The organism is Methylomagnum ishizawai, from assembly GCF_019670005.1.
GTDB lineage: Bacteria > Pseudomonadota > Gammaproteobacteria > Methylococcales > Methylococcaceae > Methylomagnum > Methylomagnum ishizawai.
Map to the genome: position 1 here is coordinate 1524704 of NZ_AP019783.1, position 26003 is coordinate 1550706.

General features: G+C 62.2%; 24 protein-coding genes. 14 read left to right on the plus strand and 10 right to left on the minus strand.

What is annotated here, in order from left to right; translation table 11 throughout:
- The first annotated feature begins 5 nt into the window (after positions 1-5).
- The 8 genes from K5658_RS07075 to K5658_RS07110 all read left to right on the plus strand — a co-directional run bounded on the left by K5658_RS07075 (position 6) and on the right by K5658_RS07110 (position 9657).
- Positions 6-1028, plus strand: coding sequence for a FemAB family XrtA/PEP-CTERM system-associated protein (locus K5658_RS07075; protein WP_221066246.1), 1023 nt, complete (start codon positions 6-8; stop codon positions 1026-1028).
- 16 nt (positions 1029-1044) lie between these two features.
- Positions 1045-2244, plus strand: coding sequence for a TIGR03087 family PEP-CTERM/XrtA system glycosyltransferase (locus tag K5658_RS07080; RefSeq protein WP_221066247.1), 1200 nt, complete (start codon positions 1045-1047; stop codon positions 2242-2244).
- Positions 2241-3806 (plus strand): exosortase A, encoded by a 1566-nt coding sequence (gene xrtA, locus K5658_RS07085; protein WP_221066248.1) that lies wholly within the window; start codon positions 2241-2243, stop codon positions 3804-3806. The genes K5658_RS07080 and xrtA overlap by 4 nt, the downstream gene beginning before the upstream one ends.
- Complete coding sequence (locus tag K5658_RS07090; RefSeq protein WP_221066249.1) at positions 3803-4963, plus strand: TIGR03088 family PEP-CTERM/XrtA system glycosyltransferase; 1161 nt, start codon at positions 3803-3805, stop codon at positions 4961-4963. Before xrtA ends, K5658_RS07090 begins: the two co-directional genes overlap by 4 nt.
- A complete protein-coding gene (locus K5658_RS07095; RefSeq protein ID WP_221066250.1) occupies positions 4964-6853 on the plus strand; it encodes an XrtA/PEP-CTERM system amidotransferase in 1890 nt (629 codons plus the stop codon).
- 21 nt (positions 6854-6874) lie between these two features.
- Positions 6875-8089, plus strand: coding sequence for a TIGR04063 family PEP-CTERM/XrtA system glycosyltransferase (locus K5658_RS07100; protein ID WP_221066251.1), 1215 nt, complete (start codon positions 6875-6877; stop codon positions 8087-8089).
- A complete protein-coding gene (locus tag K5658_RS07105; protein ID WP_221066252.1) occupies positions 8086-9057 on the plus strand; it encodes a polysaccharide deacetylase family protein in 972 nt (323 codons plus the stop codon). Before K5658_RS07100 ends, K5658_RS07105 begins: the two co-directional genes overlap by 4 nt.
- Before the next feature lie 69 nt (positions 9058-9126).
- Positions 9127-9657 carry a Uma2 family endonuclease gene (locus K5658_RS07110; RefSeq protein ID WP_221066253.1) on the plus strand — a complete coding sequence of 177 codons (531 nt, stop codon included), beginning with the start codon at positions 9127-9129 and terminating at the stop codon, positions 9655-9657.
- Positions 9658-9729: 72 nt separating this feature from the next.
- On the opposite strand, the gene K5658_RS07115 is transcribed toward K5658_RS07110, so the two are convergent.
- On the minus strand, positions 9730-10956 hold the full coding sequence (locus K5658_RS07115) for an argininosuccinate synthase (protein ID WP_221066254.1): 1227 nt from the start codon (positions 10954-10956) through the stop codon (positions 9730-9732).
- A gap of 502 nt (positions 10957-11458) precedes the next feature.
- On the opposite strand from K5658_RS07115, the gene K5658_RS07120 reads away from it, so the two are divergent.
- Positions 11459-12121 (plus strand): HAD family hydrolase, encoded by a 663-nt coding sequence (locus K5658_RS07120; protein ID WP_221066255.1) that lies wholly within the window; start codon positions 11459-11461, stop codon positions 12119-12121.
- A 19-nt stretch (positions 12122-12140) separates the two neighbouring features.
- Here K5658_RS07120 and K5658_RS07125 read toward each other — a convergent pair whose 3' ends face one another.
- The 6 genes from K5658_RS07125 to K5658_RS07150 form a co-directional block, all read right to left on the minus strand.
- Positions 12141-12620: a YchJ family protein gene (locus tag K5658_RS07125; protein ID WP_221066256.1), complete on the minus strand. Its 480-nt coding sequence runs from the start codon at positions 12618-12620 to the stop codon at positions 12141-12143.
- Positions 12621-12739: 119 nt separating this feature from the next.
- Positions 12740-12997: a hypothetical protein gene (locus K5658_RS07130; RefSeq protein WP_221066257.1), complete on the minus strand. Its 258-nt coding sequence runs from the start codon at positions 12995-12997 to the stop codon at positions 12740-12742.
- A gap of 106 nt (positions 12998-13103) precedes the next feature.
- Positions 13104-14342 (minus strand): hypothetical protein, encoded by a 1239-nt coding sequence (locus K5658_RS07135; RefSeq protein ID WP_221066258.1) that lies wholly within the window; start codon positions 14340-14342, stop codon positions 13104-13106.
- Between the two features lie 230 nt (positions 14343-14572).
- Complete coding sequence (locus K5658_RS07140; RefSeq protein ID WP_221066259.1) at positions 14573-15544, minus strand: alpha-E domain-containing protein; 972 nt, start codon at positions 15542-15544, stop codon at positions 14573-14575.
- A 5-nt stretch (positions 15545-15549) separates the two neighbouring features.
- Positions 15550-17679, minus strand: coding sequence for an ROK family protein (locus tag K5658_RS07145; protein ID WP_221066260.1), 2130 nt, complete (start codon positions 17677-17679; stop codon positions 15550-15552).
- Positions 17680-18017: 338 nt separating this feature from the next.
- Complete coding sequence (locus K5658_RS07150; protein ID WP_221066261.1) at positions 18018-18764, minus strand: hypothetical protein; 747 nt, start codon at positions 18762-18764, stop codon at positions 18018-18020.
- A gap of 139 nt (positions 18765-18903) precedes the next feature.
- On the opposite strand from K5658_RS07150, the gene K5658_RS07155 reads away from it, so the two are divergent.
- The 5 genes from K5658_RS07155 (at position 18904) to K5658_RS07175 (ending at position 23728) form a co-directional block, all read left to right on the plus strand.
- On the plus strand, positions 18904-19284 hold the full coding sequence (locus K5658_RS07155; RefSeq protein WP_221066218.1) for a transposase: 381 nt from the start codon (positions 18904-18906) through the stop codon (positions 19282-19284).
- A complete protein-coding gene (locus tag K5658_RS07160) occupies positions 19281-19862 on the plus strand; it encodes an IS1595 family transposase (protein WP_246628586.1) in 582 nt (193 codons plus the stop codon). Before K5658_RS07155 ends, K5658_RS07160 begins: the two co-directional genes overlap by 4 nt.
- Before the next feature lie 316 nt (positions 19863-20178).
- Positions 20179-22272 carry a TonB-dependent receptor plug domain-containing protein gene (locus K5658_RS07165; protein ID WP_221066262.1) on the plus strand — a complete coding sequence of 698 codons (2094 nt, stop codon included), beginning with the start codon at positions 20179-20181 and terminating at the stop codon, positions 22270-22272.
- Between the two features lie 75 nt (positions 22273-22347).
- A complete protein-coding gene (locus K5658_RS07170; protein ID WP_221066263.1) occupies positions 22348-22863 on the plus strand; it encodes a YfiR family protein in 516 nt (171 codons plus the stop codon).
- A 178-nt stretch (positions 22864-23041) separates the two neighbouring features.
- Complete coding sequence (locus K5658_RS07175) at positions 23042-23728, plus strand: pilin (RefSeq protein ID WP_221066264.1); 687 nt, start codon at positions 23042-23044, stop codon at positions 23726-23728.
- 10 nt (positions 23729-23738) lie between these two features.
- Here the strand turns inward: K5658_RS07175 and K5658_RS07180 are convergent, their stop codons facing one another.
- Genes K5658_RS07180 through K5658_RS07190 form a run of 3 tightly spaced genes read right to left on the minus strand, consistent with a single transcriptional unit; the run spans position 23739 to position 25928 of the window.
- The gene (locus K5658_RS07180; RefSeq protein ID WP_221066265.1) at positions 23739-24488 is read right to left on the minus strand and encodes a YdcF family protein; all 750 of its coding nucleotides are present in this window, start codon (positions 24486-24488) and stop codon (positions 23739-23741) included.
- 47 nt (positions 24489-24535) lie between these two features.
- On the minus strand, positions 24536-25168 hold the full coding sequence (gene thiE / locus K5658_RS07185; protein ID WP_221066266.1) for a thiamine phosphate synthase: 633 nt from the start codon (positions 25166-25168) through the stop codon (positions 24536-24538).
- Between the two features lie 19 nt (positions 25169-25187).
- Positions 25188-25928, minus strand: a complete 741-nt coding sequence (locus tag K5658_RS07190) for a hypothetical protein (protein ID WP_221066267.1) — start codon at positions 25926-25928, stop codon at positions 25188-25190.
- Between the last annotated feature and the right edge of the window lie 75 nt (positions 25929-26003).

The following is a 26003-nucleotide window of genomic DNA, read 5'->3' on the forward strand; positions in this document are numbered from 1 at the left end:
GTCCCATGCAGATCAAAGTATTAGATGAGAGCCGCGAGGGCGAGTGGGATGCGTTTGTGGAGGCTTGCCCGGAGGCGAGCTTTTTCCATAAGGCTGGCTGGAAACGAGTGGTCGAGCAAGCCCTGGGACATCCCCAGACCTTCCTCTATGCCGAGGAGTCGGGACGGATTGTCGGGGTCTTGCCCTTGGGACAGGTTAAAAGCCTGTTATTCGGCAATGCGCTGATTTCCAGCCCGTTTTGCGTCTATGGCGGCGTGGCGGCGGAATCCCCAGAAGCGCGGCAGGCTTTGGAAGAGCATGCGGTGCATATGGCTCGGCAGTTCCAGGTCGATTATCTGGAGTTCCGCAACCGGATCGCCACGGGTTCTGGGCGTCCCACCAAATCCTTGTATGTGACTTTCCGTAAAACCTTGGATCCCGATCCAGACCAGAATATGAACGCGGTACCCCGGAAACAGCGGGCCATGATCCGCAAGGGTATCGCGGCGGGATTATCCAGTGTTATCGATACCGGGGTGGATCGATTTTACGATGCCTATGCCGAAAGCGTCCGCAACCTGGGGACGCCGGTATTCCCCAAACGTTTATTCATCCTGCTCAAGCAGGTCTTCGGCGAGGCTTGCGAAATCCTGACCGTGGAATACCAGGGACGGCCGGTCGCCAGCGTGATGAATTTTTATTTCCGCGACGAGGTGCTGCCCTATTACGGTGGCGGTATCGAACAGGCCCGCGATTTGAAGGCCAACGATTTCATGTATTGGGAAGTCATGCGCCGCGCGGTGGCAAAAGGCGTACGGGTATTCGATTTTGGCCGCAGCAAGGAAGGTACCGGGTCTTATCGTTTCAAGACCCATTGGGGTTTCGAGCCCGAACCCTTGCCCTATGAATATGAATTGGTGCGGGCCGGGAAAATGCCCGATATTAATCCCTTGAATCCGAAATACCGGTTGTTCGTGGCGGCGTGGCGGCATTTGCCGGTGCCGGTGAGTAAACTGGTCGGGCCTTGGATCGCCCGGAATTTGGGTTGAGCGGAATGCCTGAGCCATGAAAGATATTTTGTTCCTCGCCCACCGCATTCCCTTTCCGCCCAACAAGGGCGATAAGATACGCTCGTTCCATTGGTTGAAATATTTATCGGAATCCTACCGGGTGCATTTGGGCGCTTTCGTGGACGATCCCGAGGACCTGCGCCATATCCCGGAGGTGGAGCGTTATTGCGCCGGAACCTGCTTATTGCCTTTGCATCCCAAACTCGCCAGGCTGCGCGGCCTTAAGGGATTGGTGAACGGCGAGGCTTTGAGTATTCCTTATTATGCGGATCGGCGGATGTCGGCCTGGGTCGAGGGCTTGCTCGCCCGTAATCAGGTCGCGGGTATCCTGGTGTTTTCCTCGGCCATGGCCCAGTATGCCGAACCCCATCCCGCCGTGCCGTGTATCGTCGATTTCGTGGATGTGGATTCCGATAAATGGCGGCAATATGCCGGGAATAAACCTTGGCCGACCGCCTGGATTTATCGCCGGGAGGCTAAGAAACTATTGGATTTCGACCGCCGCATCGCGGCCCATTCCACCCATGCCTTGTTCGTTTCGGAACACGAGGCCGGTTTGTTCAAAACCCTGGCCCCGGAGGCGGCGGCGCGGGTCAGGGCTTTGGAAAACGGCGTGGATACCGATTATTTCAATCCCGGATTGGATTATCCCAATCCCTATCCCGAGGATGTGAAACCCCTGGTATTTACCGGGGCCATGGATTATTGGGCCAATGTGGACGCCGTGGCGTGGTTCGCCGACGCGGTGTGGCCGGCCCTCCGCCGCGAGTGCCCGGAAGCCCGGTTCTATGTGGTGGGTTCCCGGCCCACGGCGGCGGTGTCGGCCTTGGGGCGGCGCGGGGGGATCGTGGTGACGGGCGCGGTGCCCGATGTCCGGCCCTATCTGCATCATGCCCATTGCGCGGTGGCTCCCCTGCGGATCGCACGGGGCATACAGAATAAGGTGCTGGAAGCCCTGGCCCTGGCCAAGCCGGTCCTGGCCTCGTCCCCGGCGATGGAAGGCATCGAATGCGGGTCGGCGCCGTTGGCGGTGCGGGTCGTGGATGGGGTGGAAAGCTGGCGTTTGGCCGCCCTCGATCTGTTGCGCGACGCCGCCTGGCCCGCTGTGGTGGCGGCGAACCGGGATTTCGTGCTGGAACATTATGGCTGGCGCAAGAGCCTGGACCGCTTGGGCCGCTGGGTGGAGGCCCTATGAAAATGCAGGATTCGGCCCTGGGCGGGACCGGGGCGGAAGCGGTTCCCGGCTGGCCCAAAGCCTTGGGCCTGACCCTCGCGGCGCTCGCGGCCTTGTTGGGCCTCTACCACGACACCTTGGCGTCGATGCTGGCGATTTGGCAGCGCTCCGAGACCTACGCCCATGGCTATTTGATCTTCCCCATCAGCGCGTGGTTGATCTGGCAGAAACGGGCAGTATTGGCGCGGATCGCCCCCCGGCCCGATTACCGGGCCGCGCCGGTGCTGGCCCTGGGCGGATTGGGGTGGTGGTTGGCCCATGCCATCGATGTGTTGGTGGTGGAGCAATTGGCCTTGGTGGGCATGATTCCGGCCCTGGTGTGGTGGATGCTGGGATGGCCGGTGTTGCGGGCGGTGTTGTTCCCCATGGGCTTCCTGGTTTTTTCCGTGCCGATGGGGGAATTCCTCGTCCCGCCGCTGATGAATTTCACCGCCGATTTCACGGTGGCGATGCTGCAATTCACCGGCATCCCGGTGTTCCGCGAAGGCACTTTCTTCAGCATCCCCAGCGGGGATTGGTCGGTGATCGAGGCGTGCAGCGGGCTGCGCTATTTGATCGCCTCGATCACCCTGGGGTTTTTGTATGCCTATATGAGCTACGTGTCGCCGTGGCGGCGGCTGGCGTTCATGGCCTTGTCGGTGGGATTGCCGATCATCGCCAATGGCCTCCGGGCCTATATGATCGTGATGATCGGCCATCTGAGCGGCATGACCTTGGCGGTGGGGGTCGACCATTTGATCTATGGCTGGGTGTTCTTCGGCTTTGTGATGCTGCTGATGTTCTGGGTCGGTTCGTTCTGGACCGATATCGACGCGGCCCAGGCCGCTTCCCCGGTTCCGGCCCCGGTCGGTACCGCGCCCGACGGTTGGGCTTTCGGCAGGGCCTGGGCGCTCGCCTTGCTGGTCGCCGCCGTGGGACCGGCGCGGGCCGCCTATGTCGGAGCCCTGGAAGCCAGCCGGGACCGGGACCCGGTGGTGATGGCCTTGCCGGAAGGCGACGGGGCTTGGCAAGCTGTTCCGGCCTTCACCGAATGGACGCCCCATTATTCGGGCCAGGACGCGGGGGCCGACCGGGCCTATGGCAACGGCGAGGACAAGGTGGCGGTCTATGTGCGCTATTACCGCCATCAAAAGCAGGGCGCGGAATTGATCAACTCCCGCAATATGCTGATCCCCCAAATCCATGATGTTTGGAAAATGCCGGAGGAGCGGTCGGTCGAAGTATCCTTGGCGGGCCGGCCGGTCACGGTGCTGCAAGGCTTATTGAAATCCACGGCGGGACAACGCCTCTTGGTGTGGCGCTGGAACCTTATCGGCGGCAGCCGTACCGCCGACGATTACCAGGGGAAATTATTGGAAGCCAAGGACAAACTCCTCGGCGGTTCCGGCGAGGGCGCGGCCTTCATCCTCGCCACCGAATATAGCGGCGACCCCAAGACGGCGGAGCCGGTCTTGCGGCGCTTCGCCGAGGCGATGCTGCCCGCCCTGGAACAGGGTCTGGATCGAACGGTGGCCCGGCGATGAGCCCGCCGCTGATCGTCCATATCATCTACCGGCTCGGCGTCGGCGGCCTGGAAAACGGCTTGGTGAACCTCATCAACCACGGCGGGCGTTACCGCCATGCCGTGGTGTGCCTCAAGGACGCCACCGAATTCCGCCAACGCCTGCCGCCGGAGGTGCCGGTCTACGAACTCCACCGCAAGGAAGGCCAGGATTTCGGCCTGTATGGGCGGGTCTACCGTTTGCTGCGGGAATTGCGTCCGGCCTTGGTCCACACCCGCAATCTGGCGGCGCTGGAATGCCAACTACCGGCTTGGTGGGCGGGGGTCCGGGCGCGGGTGCATGGCGAACATGGCTGGGATGTGTTCGACCCCGAGGGCCGCAACCGCAAATACCAATGGCTGCGGCGGGCCTATAAACCCTTGGTCCAGCGCTATATCCCGTTGTCCCGCCATCTGGAGGATTATTTGCGGGAGCGCATCCGGGTACCGGACAGCCGCATCACCCGGATTTGCAATGGCGTGGATACCGCCGTGTTCCATCCGCCGCGGCAGGGCAGGGCGCCGATCGGGGGTTGCCCGTTCGGCGCGGATGGAGGGCTGGTGTTGCTGGGCACGGTGGGGCGGATGCACGGCGTCAAGGACCAGCTCAATTTGGTGCGGGCCTTCCTCCTGTTGCTGGAACAGCGCCCGGAACGGCGGGAAAACCTGCGTTTGATCCTGGTGGGCGATGGTCCTTTGCGGGCGGAAGCCATCGCGTTGCTCCGCGCCGCCGGGGCCGAACCCCTGGCCTGGTTGCCCGGCGGGCGCGGCGACGTGGCCGCGATCCTGCGCGGCCTGGATATTTTCGTCCTGCCGTCCCAGGCCGAGGGCATTTCCAACACGATCCTCGAAGCCATGGCGACCGGGCTGCCGGTGGTCGCCACGGCGGTGGGCGGCAATCCCGAACTGGTCGCCGACGGCCTGACTGGAACCCTGGTCCCCAGGCAAGACCCGGTGGCCTTGGCGGCGGCGCTGGCCCGTTATCTGGACGACCCGGACATCCGCCGCGCCCAGGGCGAGGCCGGTCTGGCCCGCGTCCGGGAGCGCTTCAGCCTAGACGCCATGGTGCGGAACTATGAGGCGGTCTACGGCCAACTGCTCGCGGCCCACCACCCCACCCAACCAGAGGGAACGCCTTAAATGTGCGGAATCGTCGGCATTTTCGACACCCAAGGCGAGCGCGGCATCGACCGGGACTTGCTCGGGCGCATGAACCAACGCCAGTTCCACCGGGGACCGGACGAGGGGGGCTTGCATGTGGAACCGGGCCTGGGTTTCGGCCATCGGCGGCTATCGATCATCGATCTGTCCAGCGGCCAGCAACCCTTGTTCAACCGGGATAAGACCGTCGTCGTCACCTACAACGGCGAAATCTACAACTTCCAAGCGCTGCGGGCCGAACTGGAAGCGCTGGGCCACCGCTTCGAGACCCATTGCGACACCGAGGTCATCGTCTACGCCTGGGAAGCCTGGGGCGAGGCTTGCGTGGAGCGGTTCCGGGGCATGTTCGCCTTCGGGCTGTGGGACCGGACCCGGCGGACCCTGTTCCTGGCCCGCGACCGGCTGGGCGTGAAGCCCTTGCATTACGCCGTCCTGCCCGATGGCTGCTTGGTGTTCGGCTCCGAACTGAAAGCCCTGCTGGCGCATCCGGGCCTGCCCAGGCGGATCGACCCACAAGCGGTCGAGGATTATTTCGCCTATGGCTATGTCCCCGATCCCAAGACCATCTACCGCGATGTGTACAAGCTGCCGCCCGGCCATACGCTCACGCTCCGGCGCGGCGGGCCGGTGGGCGCGCCCGTGGCCTATTGGGACGTGCCGTTCGCCGTGCGTGGAAACCTGGACGAGGCCCAGGTCCGCGGGGAGTTGATCGAGCGTTTGCGGGAAGCCGTGGATATCCGCCGGGTGGCCGATGTGCCGCTGGGGGCTTTCCTCTCGGGCGGGGTCGATTCCAGCGCGGTGGTGGCGATGATGGCGGGTCTTTCCGACCAGCCGGTCAATACCTGTTCGATTGCCTTCGGCGATCCGGCCTACAACGAATCGCGCTACGCCGCCGAGGTCGCCGGGCGCTACCACACCCATCACCGGGTGGAACAGGTCGATCCCGATGATTTCTCGCTGATCGACCGCTTGGCCGGGCTGTACGACGAACCCTATGCCGATAGTTCCGCCCTGCCGACCTACCGCGTCTGCGAATTGGCGCGGAAGGAAGTCGTCGTGGCCTTGTCCGGCGATGGCGGCGACGAGACCTGGGCCGGTTATCGGCGCTACCGCTTCCATGGCTATGAGGAACGGGTGCGTTCGCTGCTGCCCTTGGGGCTGCGCCGTCCGCTGTTCGGGACGCTGGGCCGTTGGTATCCCAAGGCCGATTGGGCGCCCAAACCGCTGCGGGCCAAGGCCACCTTGGAAGCCCTGGCGCGGGATTCGGTCGAGGGTTATTTCCACGGCGTGTCGCTGTTGTCCGATGCCCAGCGCGGACGGATGTTCAGCCCCGGCTTCAAGCGCGAGTTGCAGGGCTACCACGCCGTCGAGGTCTTGCGCGGCTGGGCCGCGAAGGCACCGACCCGGCATCCCATTTCCCTGGCGCAATATCTCGACCTGAAAACCTACCTGCCCGGTGATATCCTGACCAAGGTGGACCGGGCCAGCATGGCCCACGCCTTGGAAGTGCGGGTGCCCTTGCTGGATCATCCACTGGTCGAATGGGTGTCCTGCCTGCCGCCCGAGCTGAAATTACGCGGCACGGAAGGCAAATTCCTGTTCAAGCAAGCCCTGGAACCCTATTTGTCCAAAGATATCCTCTACCGCCCGAAAATGGGTTTCTCGATCCCCCTGGCGGCTTGGTTCCGGGGACCGCTCCAAGCCAAGCTGCGGGCGGCGGTGTCGGGTCCGGCGCTGGCCGGGTCGGGCTGGTTCGATATGGACTATCTCAAAGCCATGCTGGACCAGCACCAATCGGGTATCCGCGACCACAGCGCCGGGTTGTGGGCGCTTTTGATGTACGACTCGTTCCTGCGCCTGGACCCGTAAGCGCCACCGCTCCAGAGACCTATGCGAATACTCCATATCCTCGACCATTCCATTCCCCTGCACAGCGGGTATACCTTCCGTACCCGCGCCATCCTGGAACAGCAACGCGCCCTGGGCTTCGAGACCTACCATATCACCTCGGCCAAGCACAAAGGGCCGGAAGCCTGGGTCGAGGACGTGGATGGTTTCCGGTTCTTCCGCTCGCCGCCTTCGGCCAGTTGGTACGCCCGGCTGCCGGTGTTCAACCAGTTCGCCATCGTCGATAGCCTGGCCAAGCGCCTGGGCGAGGTCATCGAGGAAGTGCGGCCCAATATCCTCCATGCCCATTCGCCGGCCCTGAACGGCTTGGCGGCGCTGCGGGTGGCGCAATGGTATTCGCTGCCCCTGGTGTACGAATGCCGGGCCTTCTGGGAAGACGCGGCGGTGGACCATGGCACCAGCCGCGAGGGCGGTTTGCGCTACCGGGGCACGCATTTCCTGGAAACCCATGTGTTCAAGAAGGCCCAGGCCATCACCACCATCTGCGAAGGCTTGCGCCAGGATATCATCGGGCGCGGCATCCCCGCCGGAAAGATCACGGTGATTCCCAACGCGGTGGATATCCAGCGCTTCCAAATCGCGGGCGAACCCGACGCGGTGTTGCGCGGGGAGTTGGGATGGGTCGGCAAAACCGTCTTGGGTTTCATCGGTTCCTTCTATGCCTACGAGGGTTTGCCGCTGTTATTGGAGGCCATGCCCCGGTTATTGGCGCAAAGGCCCGATTTGCGTTTGTTATTGGTCGGCGGCGGCCCGCAGGAGGAATACCTGCGCGTTAAAGCCGCCGAATTGAATCTCGGCGACAAAGTGGTTTTCCTGGGCCGGGTGCCGCATGACAAGGTGCAGAAATATTACGATCAGGTGGATATTTTCGTGTACCCGCGCCGCTCCATGCGCCTGACGGAATTGGTGACGCCCTTGAAACCCTTGGAGGCCATGGCCCAGGGCCGTTTGGTGGTGGCTTCCGATGTGGGCGGACACAAGGAATTGATCGAGGACCGCAAAACCGGCTGGCTGTTCAAAGCGGGCGCGGTGGACAGCTTGGAACGGACCCTCCTGGAATTGCTGGACCGGCCCGGCTGCTGGCCGGATATCAAGCGGGCCGGGCGCGAATTCGTCGAGACCGAGCGCAATTGGCAGGCCAGCGTGAAACGCTATCTCCCGATCTACCAAAAATTGGCCGGGGAGCGCTGTCCGTGAGCCTGTTGGAAGCGGCCTACCGGCTGGCGGCGCGGGGGTTGTCGCCGGCGGGCGGGCGGGCGCGGCTCAGCATCCTGATCTACCATCGCGTGCTGCCGGAGGCCGATCCGCTATTTCCGGGGGAAACCACCGCCGCCGGTTTCGACCAGGAAATGGGCTTGCTGAAACGGGTGTTCGCCGTGCTGCCCTTGGGCGAGGCGGTCGCCCGCCTCAAGGCCGGCACGCTGCCCGCCCGCGCCGCCTGCGTGACTTTCGACGACGGCTATGCCGACAACGCCACCCACGCCTTGCCGATCCTGGGGAAACACGGCCTGCCCGCCTGTTTCTTCATCGCCACGGCCTATCTGGACGGGGGCCGGATGTTCAACGACACGGTGATCGAGGCGGTGCGCCGGGCCAAGCCGGAGCCGGTCGATCTCGGGCGCTTCGGCCTGGGCGAACACGATCTTTCCAGCCTGGACGCCAAAGCCCGCGCCATCGCCGCCATCCTGTCCCAGGTGAAATACCTGCCGCCGGATCGGCGCGATGACACCGTCGCCGGATTGGCGGCGGCGCTGACCGGCGCGGCCTTGCCCACCGACCTGATGATGACCACGGCCCAACTCCACGCCCTGCGCCAAGCCGGGATGGAAATAGGCGCCCATACCCATCGCCATCCCATCCTGGCCAAACTCGGCCCCGCCGCCGTCCGCGCCGAAATCGCCGAGAATGTGGCGGTGCTGGAGAGGATTTTGGGCCGACGGGTCGGCCTGTTCGCCTATCCCAACGGCAAGCCCGGCAGCGATTACCTGCCGCAACAGGCCGCCATCGTGCGGGAACTGGGCTTCGACGCGGCGGTGTCCACCCGATGGGGCGCGGCCAGCGCCGCCAGCGATCCCTTCCAATTGCCGCGCTTCACGCCCTGGTCCAGGGATAAGGCCAGATTCCAGCCGCAGTTGTTGCGGAACCTCGCGCATTCCTATTTTTAGCCGGAAGTTTCCGCGCTAAGTTAAGGCTTGCGAATAAGGTTCCGGCATTCCTGCAAGCCGCTCCCGATCTTGCACAACCTAAAAGCGTCCACCCGCAAAGCCGTGGAAATCGATTTCGATGGCTGGTTGAGGCCGAGGGGCGACGACGAGTTCTTCGAGTTCTGCCAACGGCAACGCGGTTTGCGGGTAGAAATGGATCGATATGGGGCAATCGTCATCATGCCACCTACGGGCGGAGAAACCGGCAGGATTGATTTCCGATTGATCGCAGGTTTCGCCGCTTGGGTCGATCCGGCCTGGATCAAGCGGGAAAAAGGGTTCGCCATCCCCTTGGAACAGCGCAAGAAATTCGCGCCCATTCGCCCCGATTTCGTGGTGGAACTGCGCTCCGAAACCGATTCCCTGCCCAGGTCGCAGGCGAAAATGGCGGAATATATCGAGAATGGCGCGGCCTTGGGTTGGTTGATCGATGTGGCCGGGAAAACGGTTTATGCCTACCGGCCCGATACCCCGGTCGAGGTGCTGGCGCATCCCTCCGGGCTGTCCGGCGAACCCTTGCTCAAGGGTTTCGTCCTGCGTAGGGACGCCATTTTCGTCTGAATCCCGGATAGCTTCCCTCGAACAAAAAAGCCCGCGACCGCGGGCTTTTCCGTGGAAGAAGGGGAAGCGGCGTTAGGTGAACTTCGCGCCCTTCTTGGCCGCGATCCGCATCCTGAGCGCGTTCAGCTTGATGAAGCCTTCCGCGTCCTTCTGGTTGTACGCACCCTTGTCGTCCTCGAAGGTGGCGATGTTCATGTCGAACAGGCTGTCGCTGGCCGACTGGCGGCCCACCACGCTGACATTGCCCTTGTACAGCTTGACCCGCACCTCGCCGTTCACCTTGGCCTGGGAGGCGTCGATCATCTGTTGCAGCATCAGGCGCTCGGGGCTCCACCAATAGCCGTTGTAGATCAGGCTGGCGTAGCGCGGCATGAGTTCGTCCTTGAGATGGGCGACTTCGCGGTCCAGGGTCAGGGATTCGATGGCGCGGTGGGCTTTCAGCATGATGGTGCCGCCGGGGGTTTCGTAGGCGCCGCGCGATTTCATGCCGACATAGCGGTTTTCCACGATGTCGAGGCGGCCCACGCCGTTGGCTCCGCCCAGTTGGTTCAGTTGGGCCAGCACCTGGGCCGGGGTCAGCCGTTCGCCGTCGATGCTGACGATATCGCCTTGTTCATAGCCCAGCACCACGTAGGTCGGCTGGTCCGGGGCGGCTTCTGGGCTGACGCTCCAGCGCCACATGTCCTCTTCCGGCTCGGCCCAGGGGTCTTCGAGGATGCCGCCCTCGTAGGAGATATGCAGCAGGTTGGCGTCCATGGAATAGGGCGAGGACTTGCCGCGTTTCATCTCGATGGGGATGTTGTGCTGCTCGGCGTAGGCCAGCAGGGTTTCGCGGGAACTCAGCTCCCATTCGCGCCAGGGGGCGATGATCTTGATATCGGGCTTGAGGGCGTAGGCGCCCAGTTCGAACCGCACCTGGTCGTTGCCCTTGCCGGTCGCGCCGTGGCAGATGGCGTCGCAGCCGGTTTCGTTGACGATCTCGATCAAGCGCTTGGAGATCAAGGGGCGGGCGATGGACGTGCCGAGGAGGTATTCGCCTTCATAAATGGTATTGGCGCGGAACATCGGGAACACGAAGTCGCGCACGAATTCTTCCTTGAGGTCGTCGATATAGATTTCCTGGATGCCCATCGCCGTGGCCTTGGCGCGGGCGGGTTCCAGTTCCTCGCCCTGCCCGAGGTCGGCGGTGAAGGTGACGACTTCGCAGCCATAGGTTTCCCTGAGCCATTGCAGGATGACGGAGGTATCGAGCCCGCCGGAATAGGCGAGGGCGACTTTTTTCACGGTTTGGGTGGACATGGTGTGAGGTATCCGGGAACGGGAAAAGCGGGAGATTATAGCCGCGGCCACACGGATTCCGGGCAAAAAAAAGCCGCCTTCCTAGGGCGGCACCGAGACAGGGTCAAGAGGGAGTAACTCAAAAGGCGGAAGCCGGTGGGAGCCGCCGGACCAAGGCGGTCTCCCGGAATTTGGTGCGTGCCGATGAGGGCGGGCCGAAAGCGTTTTTCATGCGACACCGCGCGGATGAAAACCACTTTCGGGCGGCATCCTTGCCTGGCGCTCACCGGCCGCTGGGGCTTATAGAGCAGGCTCCGTGCCAAGCGCGATGCCCTTTGGATCCGGCGGGGTGGCGGTGGTGGGTGCCATCCTGTGGGGCAAAATCCGGGAAAAGCTCCGGGAATTGCCGCATGTGGCATCCCATTCCGGTGCCGGCCCGGCTTGTGTTCCCCCGCCCGCCGTGGACAATGGCCTTCCCGCGCCCGATGGCGCGCCCTCCCGAATTCCAATCCAACGGTACCTCATGAAATCAGCGGCCTTTTTCGATCTCGACAAAACCTTGCTTCCGTTTTCCACCGAGAAGCGCTTCGTCCAGCGGCTCCACGCCCGCAAACTGGTGGGTCTGCGGCAGTTGCTCGGCGTGTTGCTGGCCTATCTGCGCTATCAGCGTTTGGACGAGGCCGGCTATGCGGCGATGAAGCGGGGCATTGTCCGCGACTTGCTGCGCGGGAAATCCCAGGCCGAAATCGCGGCGGTGGCGGAACAGGTGTTCCGCGAGGTGTTCGCGTCGGCCATCCATCCGGAGGCCCGTGCCGCCATCGCCCAACATCGGGCCGAGGGCCGGGCCGTTTATCTGGTGTCCGCCACCGTCGATGCCGTGGCTGGCTGCTTCGCCGCGCATCTGGAAGTGGACGGCTGCCATGCCACCACCTTGGAAGTGATGGCGGGGCGGTTCACCGGCGAGGTCGTGGGCGGGGTGTGCTATGGCGGCGCGAAGGCTGGGATCGTGCGCGAAATCGCCCTGCGGAAGGGCATCGACCTGGACTTGAGCCATGCCTATGGCGATTCCTACGAGGACCGCCATATGTTGGCGGCGGTGGGTTATCCGGTGGCGGTCAATCCCGACCGGCGCTTGGCGGCTTGGGCCGGGGAGCGGGGCTGGAGCTTGGCGCGGTGGGGCCGGTAAGTCCGGCCCTGTCGCGGCATCACCCGCAGCACTTCTTATATTTCTTCCCACTCCCGCAAGGACAGGGCGCGTTCGCCAGCGGCTTGCCCTGGTGGGCGATCTTGCCGTGATAGGCGATGGTGCCGTCCAGGTAGACCCAGCGCCCTTCCAGCCGGTGGAAGCGGCTGACCTCGTGGATCATATAGGTGTCTTCGCCCAGTTCGAATTGGGCTTTGAATTCCACCACACCGCGCTGGTCGTCCTCGCCGCCGCCGAGGGTGGCGACGATGTCCAGCTTGGACCAAACGCGGGCATCGCCCTCGAAATCCAACTTGGCCGGACAATGGGCCGGGTCCCAGGTGTCGCGGACGTAATCGGCGTCGCGCAACTGGAAGGCGGTATAGCGCGAGCGCATCAAGGCTTCCGGGGTCGGGGCCGGGAATTGGCGGGAAAGCAAGGGGCCACAGCACTGGCCGTAAAGCTGGCCGGAGCCACAAACGCAGGGGGCGAAAATATCCATGGAACAAGCTTGCAAGGGGATTGGAAGGTGCCCCGGAAGGCTCGTGGGATAGGCCGTCCGGGGCGGGAGCGGGGATTCTAGCAGGGTCGGGGGTCGCCGGGCGGACGCCTGGCTCAAGCCTATTTTTTGTTCTTTTCTTCCTTCGACTGGTGTTCGCGGTCGTATTCCATCCCCGCCTTGACCTCCTGGATGGCTTGGTTGATGGCTTGGATCGCGTTGCCGCGATGGCCGCCCTTATCCTGGCTCGCCCTTTGCAAACTGTCCTTGGCCTGTTTCAGGTAGTCCAGGGCGTTCTGCATATTCGGCTGCTCGGCGAGGCAATGGGAGGAGCCGAGCGCCAAGACGAGGGCCGGGATGATCAGGGATTGCGTTTTCATGGGGCTTACCTCTCGCGGAATGAAGGGGATGGCCGGGCCGGAGCGCCGACCGGGCCGCGGCAGTATGCCATTCCTCCCGCGCCGGGTCGATGTCCGCCGCCCGGGCTCAAGCGGCGGCTTCGGCCTGCAAGGCCCGCAAACTTTCCTCCACCCCGGCGGCATGGGTCAGTTCCGCCACGTTGTCCTTGGTGAAGAAGCCCTGGAAATCGCCGAAGCGCTGCACATATTCCACGATCAAGGAGGAGTATTCCGAAGCGCTGGAGAAAATCTGCTTCAAGCCTTCTTCCTGCGAACCGATCACGTCCAACAGGAAATCCTTCCCGCATTCCCGCAAGGTATCGACCACATAGTCGATATTGGTCTTGCCCTGGGTTTCGCCATCGTTCACCGCCACCGCGAGATGATGCAGGCGCGGCCCGAAATTGCGCACGAATTGCTCGGTGGGCGAGGGCAGTTTCAGCAGGTGGTTGACGAAATAGGGATGGTTGGCCGCCGTGAACACCTTGGCCGGGCTTTCCAGTTCGTTCTCGTAATGCACGCTCTTGGTGACATTGGTCGAGGAGTTTTGCGAAGCGATATCGTAGGAGCCCCAATAGTAATAACTGGTGAGGGTCAGATATTCCAGGATCGAGGCTTCCCGGTTCTGGCTATAGATGCGGGTGGCGAGATGGTCGATGGGCAGCAGCAAGGGATCGAGGCCCAGTTTGGCGCGGGTTTCCTTGGCTTCGAGATAGGCACGCTGCACATCGTCGCGGATGCAGCTCAAACCCAGCGCATAGACGCGGATACTCTGCTCGGGCCGCTCCCAGTAACCCACGATGTTATGGGTATAGGGCGAAGGCTTGACCACGGCCATATTGCCCGGCAATTCCAGCTTGCGGATTTGCTCTTGGTTGAAGAAGCGCACATCGCGGGATTTTTGTAATTCCACCACCTCGTGCAGGTTGGTGACCCGGAATACCTCGCCCATATAGCGCGAATTGGGTTTATGGGCACCGATGGGATAAACCTCGTTCAGGCTGCGGAAAATCCCCTGGGTCGTGGGGTTTTTCACCTCGCGCACCAGGATATCCGGCGAATTCATGTCGATACGCAGGATATGGGTGTTATGGCTTTCCGACTCCAGCGTCACCAGATATTCATAGGGCGTCATCAAGCACAGTTCGCCCACATAGGGCACGGAATGCCCCGGCTCCACCGTGATCATCAGGGCGTCGATCTGGCGGATCATGGCGGTCAGGCCGACCCGGTCGCGCTCCTCCAGGAGGCTGGTCAGATATTCCTCGAAGAAGGGGGAGTTTTGCTTGTCGCCATAACGGGGGAAATTCAAAGATGAAGCGGTCATCGAAATCCTGTTTTGTCTTTCTCTGCCCATGCGCCGCATCATTGCCGTTAAATTAACACTACTCGAGCGGTCGAGGCCGGAGCCCAAGGTTTGTTTTGGACTCCAAAACCCCGTTTAACTTGAATGGCAGTAACGCGCCGGATGGGACTGGGTTCGGGGACGCGCCGCGTCCCAAGGGAAAAGCAGCCTGGACGCAGCGTGGCGGCATCCGGGCTATGGGGTTTTCTGGGCTATGCCGCTTGCTGCTGTGTGGGCGGCAAGGTTTCCGGCTGCTCCCGATAGAAATACTGCGCCGAAACCGCCGCATGGATATCGCCGAAATCCTTCTGGCATTGGTCCAGATACTCGTGCAATACGGCGGGCGTCAAACCCTCCCAGCGCAAGCCCGCCAACCGCCGCCAGGACCGCCGCGCCGCCCGCATGGCCTGGGCGTGGTCGGGCAGGGTGGAGAGGCATTCGTCGATCTTGGCGAGGCAATGGCGCACGGTGCGCGGAAAATGCGGGTCCAGTAGCAGGTAGCTCAACACGGCGGTGCCGCGCACATGCACATCGACATGGCGGCGGTACATCTGATAGGCGCTCAAAGCCTTCAAGACGCTCATCCATAGCCGTTCCTGGATCGGCTCCAAGGCACCGCCATCGCGGGGCAGCAGTACGGCGGAATTGATATCGACGATGCGCGAGGTCATGTCGGCCCGTTCCAGATTGCGCCCGAGTTCGATGAATTGGTAGGCCAGATCGTGGCTCATGCAGCCGACCAACATCCCGGCCAGCGATTGGCCCCGGTCCACCACCTGGTTCAACACCTCGTAGCGTTGCGCCCGGTTGTGGGCGGCGGCGGGCGCGTGTTCGCGCATATAAAGATAAAGCCCGTTCACCCGCTCCCAGAATTCCTTGGGCAGGATTTCGCGGAAGGTGCGGCTGTTCTCGCGGGCGCAGCGCACACAGGAAACCAAGGAACTCGGGTTGCGCTCGTCCTGGATCAGGAAGCGCATGATATTGGCCTCGTTGGCCTCGGTATAGTGTTCGTCGAACAACTTATCTAGCCCGACCACCTTCAGCAGGATATCCCAGCCGAAGGACGCGCCCTTGGGCAGATCCAGCAAAACCTGGGTCGTGGTATTGATGAGGCGGGCGGTATTCTCGGCCCGTTCCAGATAGCGGGCCATCCAATAAAGATTCTCGGCGACTCGGGATAACATTTTGCTTATTCCTCCGTATCTACGATCCAGGTATCTTTGCTGCCGCCGCCCTGCGACGAATTCACCACCAGGGAACCGGCCTTCAAAGCCACGCGGGTCAGGCCGCCGGTGGTGGCGTAGAGCCGGTTCGATTGCAATACGAAAGGCCGGAGATCGAGATGGCGCGGGGCCAACTGCTCGCCGACCAGGGTGGGGGCGGTCGAAATATCCAAGGTGGGCTGGGCCATATAGTTGCGCGGATTGGCGCGGATCAATTCGGCGAATTTGGCGCGCTCTTCCGGGGTGGCCCTGGGGCCGATGATCATGCCGTAGCCGCCGGATTCGTTGGCGGGCTTCACCACCAACTTGTCCAGGTTGTCCAGCACATAGTCCCGCTCCTCGTCGTACATACAAAGATAGCTCGGCACATTGGCGAGGATGGGTTCTTCGTTCAAATAGTATTGGATGATCTTGGGCACGAAGGCATAGACTACCTTGTCGTCCGCCACCCCGGCGCCGGGGGCGTTGGCGATGCCGACCTTGCCCGCCCGCCACGAGCGCATCAGGCCGCGCACGCCAAGGGTGGAATCCTCGCGGAAGGCTTCCGGGTCGAGGAAATCGTCGTCGATGCGGCGGTAGATCACATCGACCCGGCGCGGCCCGGTGATGGTCCGCATATAGACCTGGTCGTCGCCGCCGACGAACAAATCCGAACCCTCCACCAAGACCGCGCCCATCTGCTGGGCCAGATAGCTATGCTCGAAATAGGCCGAGTTGAAGATGCCGGGCGTCAACACCGCCACCACCGGGCGTTCGATATCGCGGGGCGAGAGCGCGGCCAGGGTGTCGTAAAGCTGGGTGGGGTAGTCGTCCACCGGCAGGATGGTGGAGGATTGGAACACTTCCGGGAACAGCCGCTTCATCAACTGGCGGTTTTCCAGCATATAGGACACGCCGGAGGGCACGCGTAGGTTGTCTTCCAGCACGTAGACCGTGCCGTCCTTGTCGCGCACCAAATCGGTCCCGCACACATGCGCCCACACGCTGAAACGGGGCGAAATCCCCCGGCATTGTTGGCGGAAATTGCGCGAGCCTTCCAGTACCTCGGCGGGGAACACCCCGTCCTTGACGATTTGCTGGGCGTTGTAGAGGTCGTTGATGAACAGGTTGAGCGCGGTCAGGCGTTGTTTCAGCCCTTCCTCGATCCGCATCCATTCCTTTTTCGCCAAGACCCTGGGGATGATGTCGAACGGCCAGGCGCGGTCGATATTACCGGCCTCGCTATAGACGGTGAAGGTGATGCCCATGGTCATGATGGCGGCGTCCACCGACTGGCGGCGGGCTTCCACCTCGCTGGGCGGGAGGGAATCGAGGTATTCGAACAAGGCCCGGGCGGCGGGCCGGGGTTTGAGGTCGGCGTCTAGGAGCTCGTCGTAAGCTTGGTTGTGGGCGTATTCGTCGTGGGCGATTTTCATGGGCGCTGTCCTGGGTCTTTTCGCTCGGGGTTTGCAGAAGCCGTGCCACGGGGTGGGTATGCGCGAATGGCGGGCCTGCGGGCCGGAACGGGGCGGGCCGGGCCGGGACGGGGGGATTTCCGGGCGTAGGTTGCACTGGGATGGTGCGTGTCCGGTGGCGGGGCGGATTCCGGGGGCTGTGCCGACGATACGGCGGGGCTGGCCGCGCCGGTTTGGATCGGCCGGCGGTGGCGGAATGGCGGAGCTTTCCACCATGATGCCGCGCTCGGCGCAATAGGATTCGAAGCACCCTTTCGAGCCGCATGGGCAATCCCTGGCGTCGTCGCTGATATCGATCACCATATGTCCGACTTCGCCGGCGTTATAGTTCGCGCCCTTATAGGTATTGCCATCGACCACGATGCCCGATCCGATCCCCCGTCCTATCGCGACGCACACGAAATTGGAAATCCGCCCGCCGCTGCCCAGCCCCAGGACTTTTTCCGCCATCGCCATGCAGGTGACATCGTTGTCGATAAGGATTTTGACCGTATCGGGCCATCGGTAGGTATCGATGAGCCGTTCCCGGATATCGTTGGCGATGTCCAGGTTGGATAATTCCAAGGCCGGGCCGGAAAACCTCCCGATGCCGGAGATTGTCAGCCCAATGGGTATGGGTTCCATGGATGGGTTGGATTGCATCTGGCAATCCACGTGGCTATAGAAGCTGGAATGAGCCATATTCTGGGTAGAATGTCGCCAATATATGACGCCCGATCAGTTTGCACCTGATTTGGGGTATTGGCAATCAGAATTTTGGGATATCCACCGGCCGGCGGATAACACGGGTTTCCGGCTTAAGCGGGCGCGGCGTGGGAGGAATGCCGGCGGTTATGGCCGGGTAGGCGGGGTGGTGGTCGCAGCCCGCCCGGTGGGCACGGGGTAATCGCGCGGGTTGGAGGGTGGGCGCCACGGCGTGGCTGCTGTCTTGGCGCGGAGGGCGGGCCGAACCGGTCGGCCCGCGGGATCTGCGGGGGGATTCAAGGGTACGCGACGGGCGAGGCGTCGAGGCGGACATTGTCGAAATCCACCTCGATGGCCGGCAGGATGACTTGCTGTGTCGCGCCATTCCTATCGACGACCATTTCCTGGATATTCGGCAGGTCCAGGTTGATGAGCCTGATCCGCAAGGGTTGGCCCAGGAATTTGTGTTCCGGGCCGATCACGGCCTGCACGGTGGAGGTCATGAAAGCGCCTTCGGGGATGTTGAGGCTGTTATAGTCCTCGGCGATCACCGCGTCCCCCGCCAGCAATTGGACGGCATAGCCCGGAAAGCCGGCCAGGTCGTAAAAGCTGTATGCCGCGTTCTGGCCGGAGGCGATGTTGCCGACCTCCACATGCAGGACGTAGCGGGTATTGGCTTCCAGGGTCGCGTCCAGGGTTTGCTGCAAGCCTATCGGCGTGATGGTGCCGCTGCCATTTTCGGCCCAGGTCAGCGCCACGTTGTTGCCGTGGAGCGCGCCGCCGGGGAAGAAGGTGGAACCGGTCGGGTTCAACACCCCCAGGGCCAAATTGCTGCCATTGATGGGCTGCGCCGGGGCATAGGCCTCCCAACCCAGCCACCCCCCCGGCGGCACCACCAGGAAGCTATTGGACGGCACTTCCAGCGGCAGGCCGCCGGGGGCGTCCTCGAAGCTCGGGTTGACGATGGGCACGGGGGTGGACGCGGCCTGGACGGTGGCCGATACCAGCAAGCTGGCGAGCATGGATAAGGCTAGGGGGCGCATGGCGGTTTCCTCTGGAAGATTGCTTGGTGACGGGAAAGCCGTGGGCTTTTCCCGGCCCTTAGTAAAGCCGGTCCGTCCCCTGCCGGGCTATTAATTAAGGCTCTATCTGTGTTCCGGGGTCTTCCACTAAGATGGTCGGATGCAGACATCCATCATATCAATCAAGCACTTGGTCAGCGAAGCGCACTGCTACGAGACCATCCGGCAACTGCGCTGGCAAGAGGGCGTCTACTGCCCGCACTGCGACGGGGGCGAGGCCATCCGGCGCGGCTACGACGGGCCGGATCGGCACCTGCGGCGCTACCAGTGCAAGGCGTGCGGTAGGCGCTTCGACGACCTGACCGGGACGGCGCTGTCCGGGCACCACCAGCCCTTGTCCGTATGGGTGTTATGCCTGTACTTCATGGGCCTGAACCTGTCCAACGCACAGATTGCCCAGGAACTGGACCTGAACAAGGACGACGTGCATTCCATGACGGAATGTCTGCGCGGGGGTCTCGCCCAAAAAAAGCGCCTGTGACGCTATCGGGGGTCGTCGAGTGCGACGAGACCTACGTCGTGGCCGGACACAAGGGCCAGCCGGAGAAGGTCGCCGAAGCCGGACGCCCGCCGCGCCGACGGCGGCTGAAGGGCGCACGGGGGCGCGGCACCAAAGCCACGGAGAAGCCGCCCGTTTTCGGCATGATCCAGCGCTCCGGCGAGGTGGTCATCCGGCTGCTCGACAACGTCCAACAAAAGACGATCAAGCCCTTGATCTCGCAGACCGTCGCGGCGGGGACGCTGGTGAACACCGACGAATATGCCATCTACGGCAAGCTGACCGACTGGGGCTACGGACACAAGACGGTCAACCACTCGAAGGGCGAGTATGCCCGTGACGAGGACGGCGACGGCTTCCACGAGGTCCACGTCAACACCATGGAAGGCTTCTGGTCGTTGCTCCGCTCCTGGCTGCGGCCCCACCGGGGCATCTCGCAGGCCAAGTTGCCGCTATACCTGGGCTTCTTCGAATTCGTCTACAACGCCAAGCGGCGCGGCAAGCGATTGTTGTCCGCACTGCTGGAAGGCTTGCTCAAGAAGACCCCGGAATCCATATAGAGCCTTAATTAATGCCGGGATTTTAGTGGAATATTGCCGGTTTTATACCTAATATTTTCCTGATCTTACAAACAAGGTCACAAACCGCCCTTTTTGCGCGGTGGGGTTGCCTGTATCGGGTTGGTAGGCCGGTTTGGGCGGGGCATGGAAGGGTGTACCCGTAGGGCGCTGCTTTCTTGGATTCAAAGGCTGATGGTATTATGTTTTATCTATCTGGGCCTGTCCGGGGCAAGGCCCGCTTCGCCCCGATTAATGCGGTGTAAGGAAGATATGAATCCATGCGGTTGCGCTGCGCTAATCGCACTGCGGGCTGTAAATGAAGGCCCATATTATTATAATTAATGAGTATTTGCTCCGCTTGCCAGAGAACCAGCCCCGCCAGCCTATGTGCATATCCCGTTTCAAATTGGCTTTGCTTTTGGCCCGCATGGCTATGCTATGGGCCACTGCAAATACCATTGGTTTTGGCGCGGAATTGGACGAATTGATCGACCTGCCATTGGAGCAGCTGATGAATATCGAGGTGTATAGCGCCTCGAAATTCCCGCAGAAAAAGATCGATGCGCCGGCATTGGTCAGTATCGTCACCGCACAGGATATCCAGGATTATGGATACCGGACCTTGGATGAAATCCTCAATAGCATCCGTGGGCTGTATACCAACTATGACCACAATTACAACTACCTTGGTGTGCGGGGTTTCAGCCCTCCCGGCGATTACAACTCGAAAATCCTGTTGCTCATCGATGGCTATCGCACCAACGATCCGGCCGCCGACCAGGCTTCCCTGGGAACCGATTTCCTGCTCGATGTCGATTTGATCGACCGGGTTGAATATGTCTCGGGGCCGGGGTCCGCCCTTTATGGCAATAATGCTTTTTTCGGCGTGATCAATATCATCACCAAGGACGGAACGCATTATCAAGGCGGCGAATTGTCCGGCCAATACGGCAGCTTCGGTTATAACAAGGAGCGGGGCACTTACGGCAAACAATTCGATAATGGTGCCAACCTACTATTATCCGGCTCGCACCAGTACGCCGACGGACAGAACCTATTTTTCCAGGAATTCAACGCGCCCGGCTCCGATTCGGGCAAGGTTAGACATGAGGATGCCGGCCGCGCCGACCGTTTATTCGGTAAGTTTTCGTACCGGGGATTTAAGTTGGAAGGCGGGTTCGTGAACCGCAAGCAGGAAATTCCGACCGCCTCCTTCGGGCAGTTGTTGGGTAGCGGTGGCAGCTTTACCATCGACCGGCAGTATTTCTTAGACCTGTCCTATAGCGGTGATCTTTCCGATACCCTAAACCTGTATGCCCATGCCTATTCCGGCAGCCATAACTACGATGGTGACTATGTTTATATCCCTCCGACTCTCAATAAAGACCGGGGCAGGGCGAACTGGGCCGGTACCGAATTGAAATTCGTCAGCACCTATTTCGACCGGCATAAGCTGGTGGTCGGCGGCGAATACCAGAACAATTTCGATCTCCAAGCGGCCAATTTTGATGTTAATCCTTACCTGCCTTATACGGAAAGCGACGCACATAATTACCGCTACAGCTTTTATGCCCAGGACGATTTCAATATAGTCCACGATCTGGCGTTGAATGCCGGTCTTCGCTACGATTATTACAATACCTTCGGCGATACGGTCAATCCCCGTGCCGCGCTGATTTATAAACCCTGGGACAGCACGGCGTTCAAACTCTTGTACGGTACGGCGTTCCGTGCGCCCAACGCCTATGAACTCTATTACGCATCGGGAAGCTCCCGGCCAAATCCCGATTTGCAGCCGGAGAAAATCGCCACCTATGAAGTCGTGATCGAACATCAACCCTCGAACCATCTGCGGATGGCGGCTTCGGGGTTTCGTTACCAGATCTCCGACCTGATCAATCTCACCACCGACAACGATCAACTGACCTTCCGTAACCAAGCCAAGGCCAACGCCTGGGGAACCGAGGCGGAAATCGAATACTTTTGGGAGAATGGCACCCGGCTGCGGGGAAGTTATACCTGGGTGGATGTGAAACAACAGGGCGCTTTGACGGATGGAACCCCCCCGAATTCGCCTGGGAGTCTGGTGAAGCTCAATCTTTCCCTACCGATCTGGGACAAGGCTTTCCGCCTGGGGTCGCAGTTCCTCTATACCGGCGGCCGCAAGACGCTGTTGGGGCGGGGCAAGTCCTTGGAGGGTTATCCCGTGGTCGATCTCACCCTGAGGACCGACCAGCTTTTCAAAGGACAGCTCAAGGGTTTCGAGGTTTCGGCCAGCGTTTACAACTTGTTCGATCAAACTTATTTCAGCGTGGCCGGGGAAGAACATTGCGATAACCTGGGAGCCTGCCTGAATGGCATTCCCCAGGTGGGGCGTAATTTCCGGGCCATGCTGAATTACCGGTTTTAGGGCATTTTGCGGCTCATGCACGGAATGCCTTCGCGCCGTCCGGGCCATACGATCCTGGTTCGATGGTGGTTATTGATGGTCGCCGCTGTATTGGTGCCGATTGCAATCCCCGTGTCCGCCGGGCCGGATATAACCGCCGAATATAAGGTGAAAGCCGCCATCCTCGTCAATCTTGCGAAATTCACCGAGTGGCCACCGGCGGTCCTCGCCGATTCGGCGGCCTTGACGATTTGTCTGGTTGGCGAACCCGTCATGGCCGCGTTGCTGACGGAAGTGAGCGGAAAAACCGTTCATAACCATGGGCTCAAAGTGTTGGCTTTAACCGCCGCCGCCGACCGCGGGTTCGAATCCTGTCAGGTATTATTTGTGGGCCTGTCCGCGAGCGGCCACGCCGAAGCCCTCTTAAACAAAACCATGGACCGGCCTATTTTGACGGTCGGCGATACTCCCGGCTTCGCCCGGCAAGGCGGCATGATCGAACTGGTCAGAAAGGACGATCACCTGGGTTTCAATATCAACCTCGGCAAGGCAAGGAAAGCCGGCCTCACGCTCAGGGCGCAGTTGTTGGCCTTGGCCAAGATTGTCGAGTGAGGATGTGGGCGTTGTCTTGATCCGGTGCGTTCAGGCGCTAAAGCATTTTCGGAACGGGGGTATGGTGGTGGCGGACAGTCCTGGGCTGGCGTCCAAAACAAGCTTTGGATTCCAAGGCCGCCCGGAATTTGCCGTACATTCAAACTGAAAAGGCGCTAGCCGAAATCCGCCCAAAGCCATGGGCCTCACTTCATGGGGGTTGTGCTTGATTAAAGTCCTGATCGAAATCTTCATCGGCCTGCTCGCGGTCGCCGCCGCGCCGCTCGCGGTCCAGGCGGTGTTCCAATCCAAAAGCCGCATCGGGCGCTTGGCCCAGACTATCGCGGGCATCGCGCTCGTGGTCGGCTTCCTGGTGGTGTGGGGCGATACCGGGCGCGATCCGCTGCAATGGGTCTATTGTTGGCTCAATCCCGGTGCTTATTCCTGCCAGGATACCGATATGGCCGCCGCGCCTCCTCCGAATGGCATTCCGCAGCCGGATGGCCCCATCCGCAGCCAAATCCAAGAAGCCTTGTTATTGGGGGCACCGGGAAAAACGGCGGTCACGGAAGTCTACGCCTCGCTCGGCCAATTCCCGCGCGACAACCCGGCGGCGGGCCTGCCCGACCCGGAGCAACTCATCGGCAATTACACGACCGGCATCGCCGTCGAGGACGGGGCGATCCATATCGCCCTCGGGAATCGCGCCGATCCGGCCATCAACGGCAAAACCATCAGCTTGCGTCCCGCCCGGGTCGGGGATAACCCGGCCAGCCCGCTGTCATGGTTGTGCGGCTATGCCGAGCCGGTCCGGGGCATGGTGGCCCAGGGCGCGAACCGGACCTCGGTGCCCGCCCTGTACCTGCCGGTCGAATGCCGCCCATGATCGGCCCGCCTCACCCGCGCAGCCGGTACCACACCACCCCCACCCATTCATGGCAGGCGTAATAGCTGGACATCAGGGCGCTGGCGCTGGGCAGGAAATCGAAGCAATGGCTGTCGCCGCTGGATTGATAGCCAGTCCCGGCGGCGACCACGGCGAAACCCTCGCGCTCGAATTCGGGGATGGCGCGGGGCAGGTGCCAGACATGGCTGACCAGATAGATGCGGCGGATGCCCGCCGCCCTCAGCAAGGGCGCGGAAAAACGCGCGTTCTCGCGGGTATTGGCCGAGCGCTCCTCCACCCAGGCCACCGGCACCCCGAATTCCGCCTCCAACACCGCCTTCATCAGCGGCCCCTCGGCGCTTTCGCCTTCCGGGGCACCGCCGGTCACCAAGACCGGCTTGCCGGTCAGGCGTTGCAAACGGGCGCCGTAGCGCACCCGCTCCAGGGTGCGGGCGTTCAAGGTGTCGCCGCCGCCGAATTCCGGCGCGTCGTAGCGCAGCCCGCCGCCCAGGATCACGATGGCCTCGGCCTCGCCGCCCCGGATGGGCGCGTAGGGCAGTTCCAGGGTCGCCAGCAAGCGCCCGGCAACCCAGGGCGTCGCGAGCAACCATAAGCCCAACAAAGCCAGCCCGAGCAAACTACGGCCCAGGCGCGGACGCCGCCGCGCCAGCCAAAACCCCACCGTGCCCAACAACAACAGGTTCAGTGGCGGCAACAGCAGGCCGGCGGCCAGATTGGTGAATAACCAGTTCCAATTCATGCGGGGTTTGCGGGTCCGGGTGGGTCCGGCGCATGGCACGGCCCGCCTCAGCCCGGTCCGAACCAGGGGGCGAAGCGCCGCGCTGCGGTTTCGGGGTCGTCGCCGCCGAACACGCCTTCCACCACGGCCAGGAGTCCGGCCCCGGCTTCCAGCAGGGGAGCGGCGTTGTCGGGGGTGATGCCGCCGATGGCGGCCAGGGGGATGCGGAGCCGCCGCCGGGCCTCGGCCAGGGTGTCGAGCCGGGCCAGCGGTGCCAGGGGCTTGGTGCGGGAAGGAAAGAAGCGCCCGAAGGCGGCATAATCCGCGCCCGCCGCTTCCGCCGCCAGGGCCAGTGCCACCGAGTCGTAGCAGGACACGCCGATGATGGCCCCATCGCCCAAGCGCCGCCGGGCTTCCTGGGGGCTGGCATCGTCCCGGCCCAGATGCACGCCATCGGCCCCGATTTGGGCGGCGAGGTCCACAGAATCGTTGACGATCAAGGGCACACCCGCCGCCCGGCACAGCGCCAGCAGCCGTTCCGCCGCCGCCACCGGGTCCGGGGCGGATTTGGCGCGGTATTGGACCAGGACGGCCCCGCCCCGGAGCGCCGCCGCCACGGCCCGGCAGAGGGCGTCGATATCTTGCGGGCCGTCGTGGGTGATGGCGTATAAGCCTTGCCGGGGTAGGGATTGCGTTGGCATGGGGGTCTCGTGGGCGGGGTTAGCTGGCTTTCCAACTGCGGCGGCGCGAGGAATCGGTGACCAGGGCGTCGCCGACCTTTTCCTGGGCCTGCCGGAACACGTCGAACACGCCGTTGATGGCGATGCGGGCGGTGTCGCCCTTGTCGCAGACGAAGCCGCCGGCCTTCACCGCCAGCACCACCTCGGCGAACTGGGTCTTGCAATACTCGGCGGCGATGGAATGCACCTTCTTCATCACGTTCTGGGCGCTTTCGCCGGTGATGATGCCGGGCGCGACCACCAGCACATAGCCGGTCTCCAACTTGACCACGAGGTCGGTCGGGCGCATGGAATTGGTCAGGACGCGCTGCACGGCGGCGGTGGCCTGTTCGGCGGGCAGGAGGGTGGTTTGGTTGTGGTCCACCATGATCTGCAACATCACCACGGCGGTGCGGCCCTCGCGGCCCAGCGCCTTGGCCAGCCAGCGCTCGGTCTCGCCGATCAATTGATAGCGGTTCTGCTGGCCTAGGCCGTTGTCGTAGGACACCAGGGTGAGGAGTTTTTCGCGCTGGGCTTGCAGGAAATACACCGGCAAAGCCACCATCATCCCGAAGCCGGCCGGCGTGCCATAGGTGCGGAGCAATTCCCAGAGGCGCTCCGGTAGCGGGCAATCCTGCGTCGTGAAAAAGATGAACGACCACAACAAGCCATACGCCACCAGGAATGCCAGCCCCCCGGCCAGCAACGGCAACGACCAAGAAAAAAATCGCAGGATCGACATGACAAAAACCACATTGCTAAGACAAGTTGAAATGACCGCGCATTCTATACATTACCGTCCTCCTTGTTACCGCCT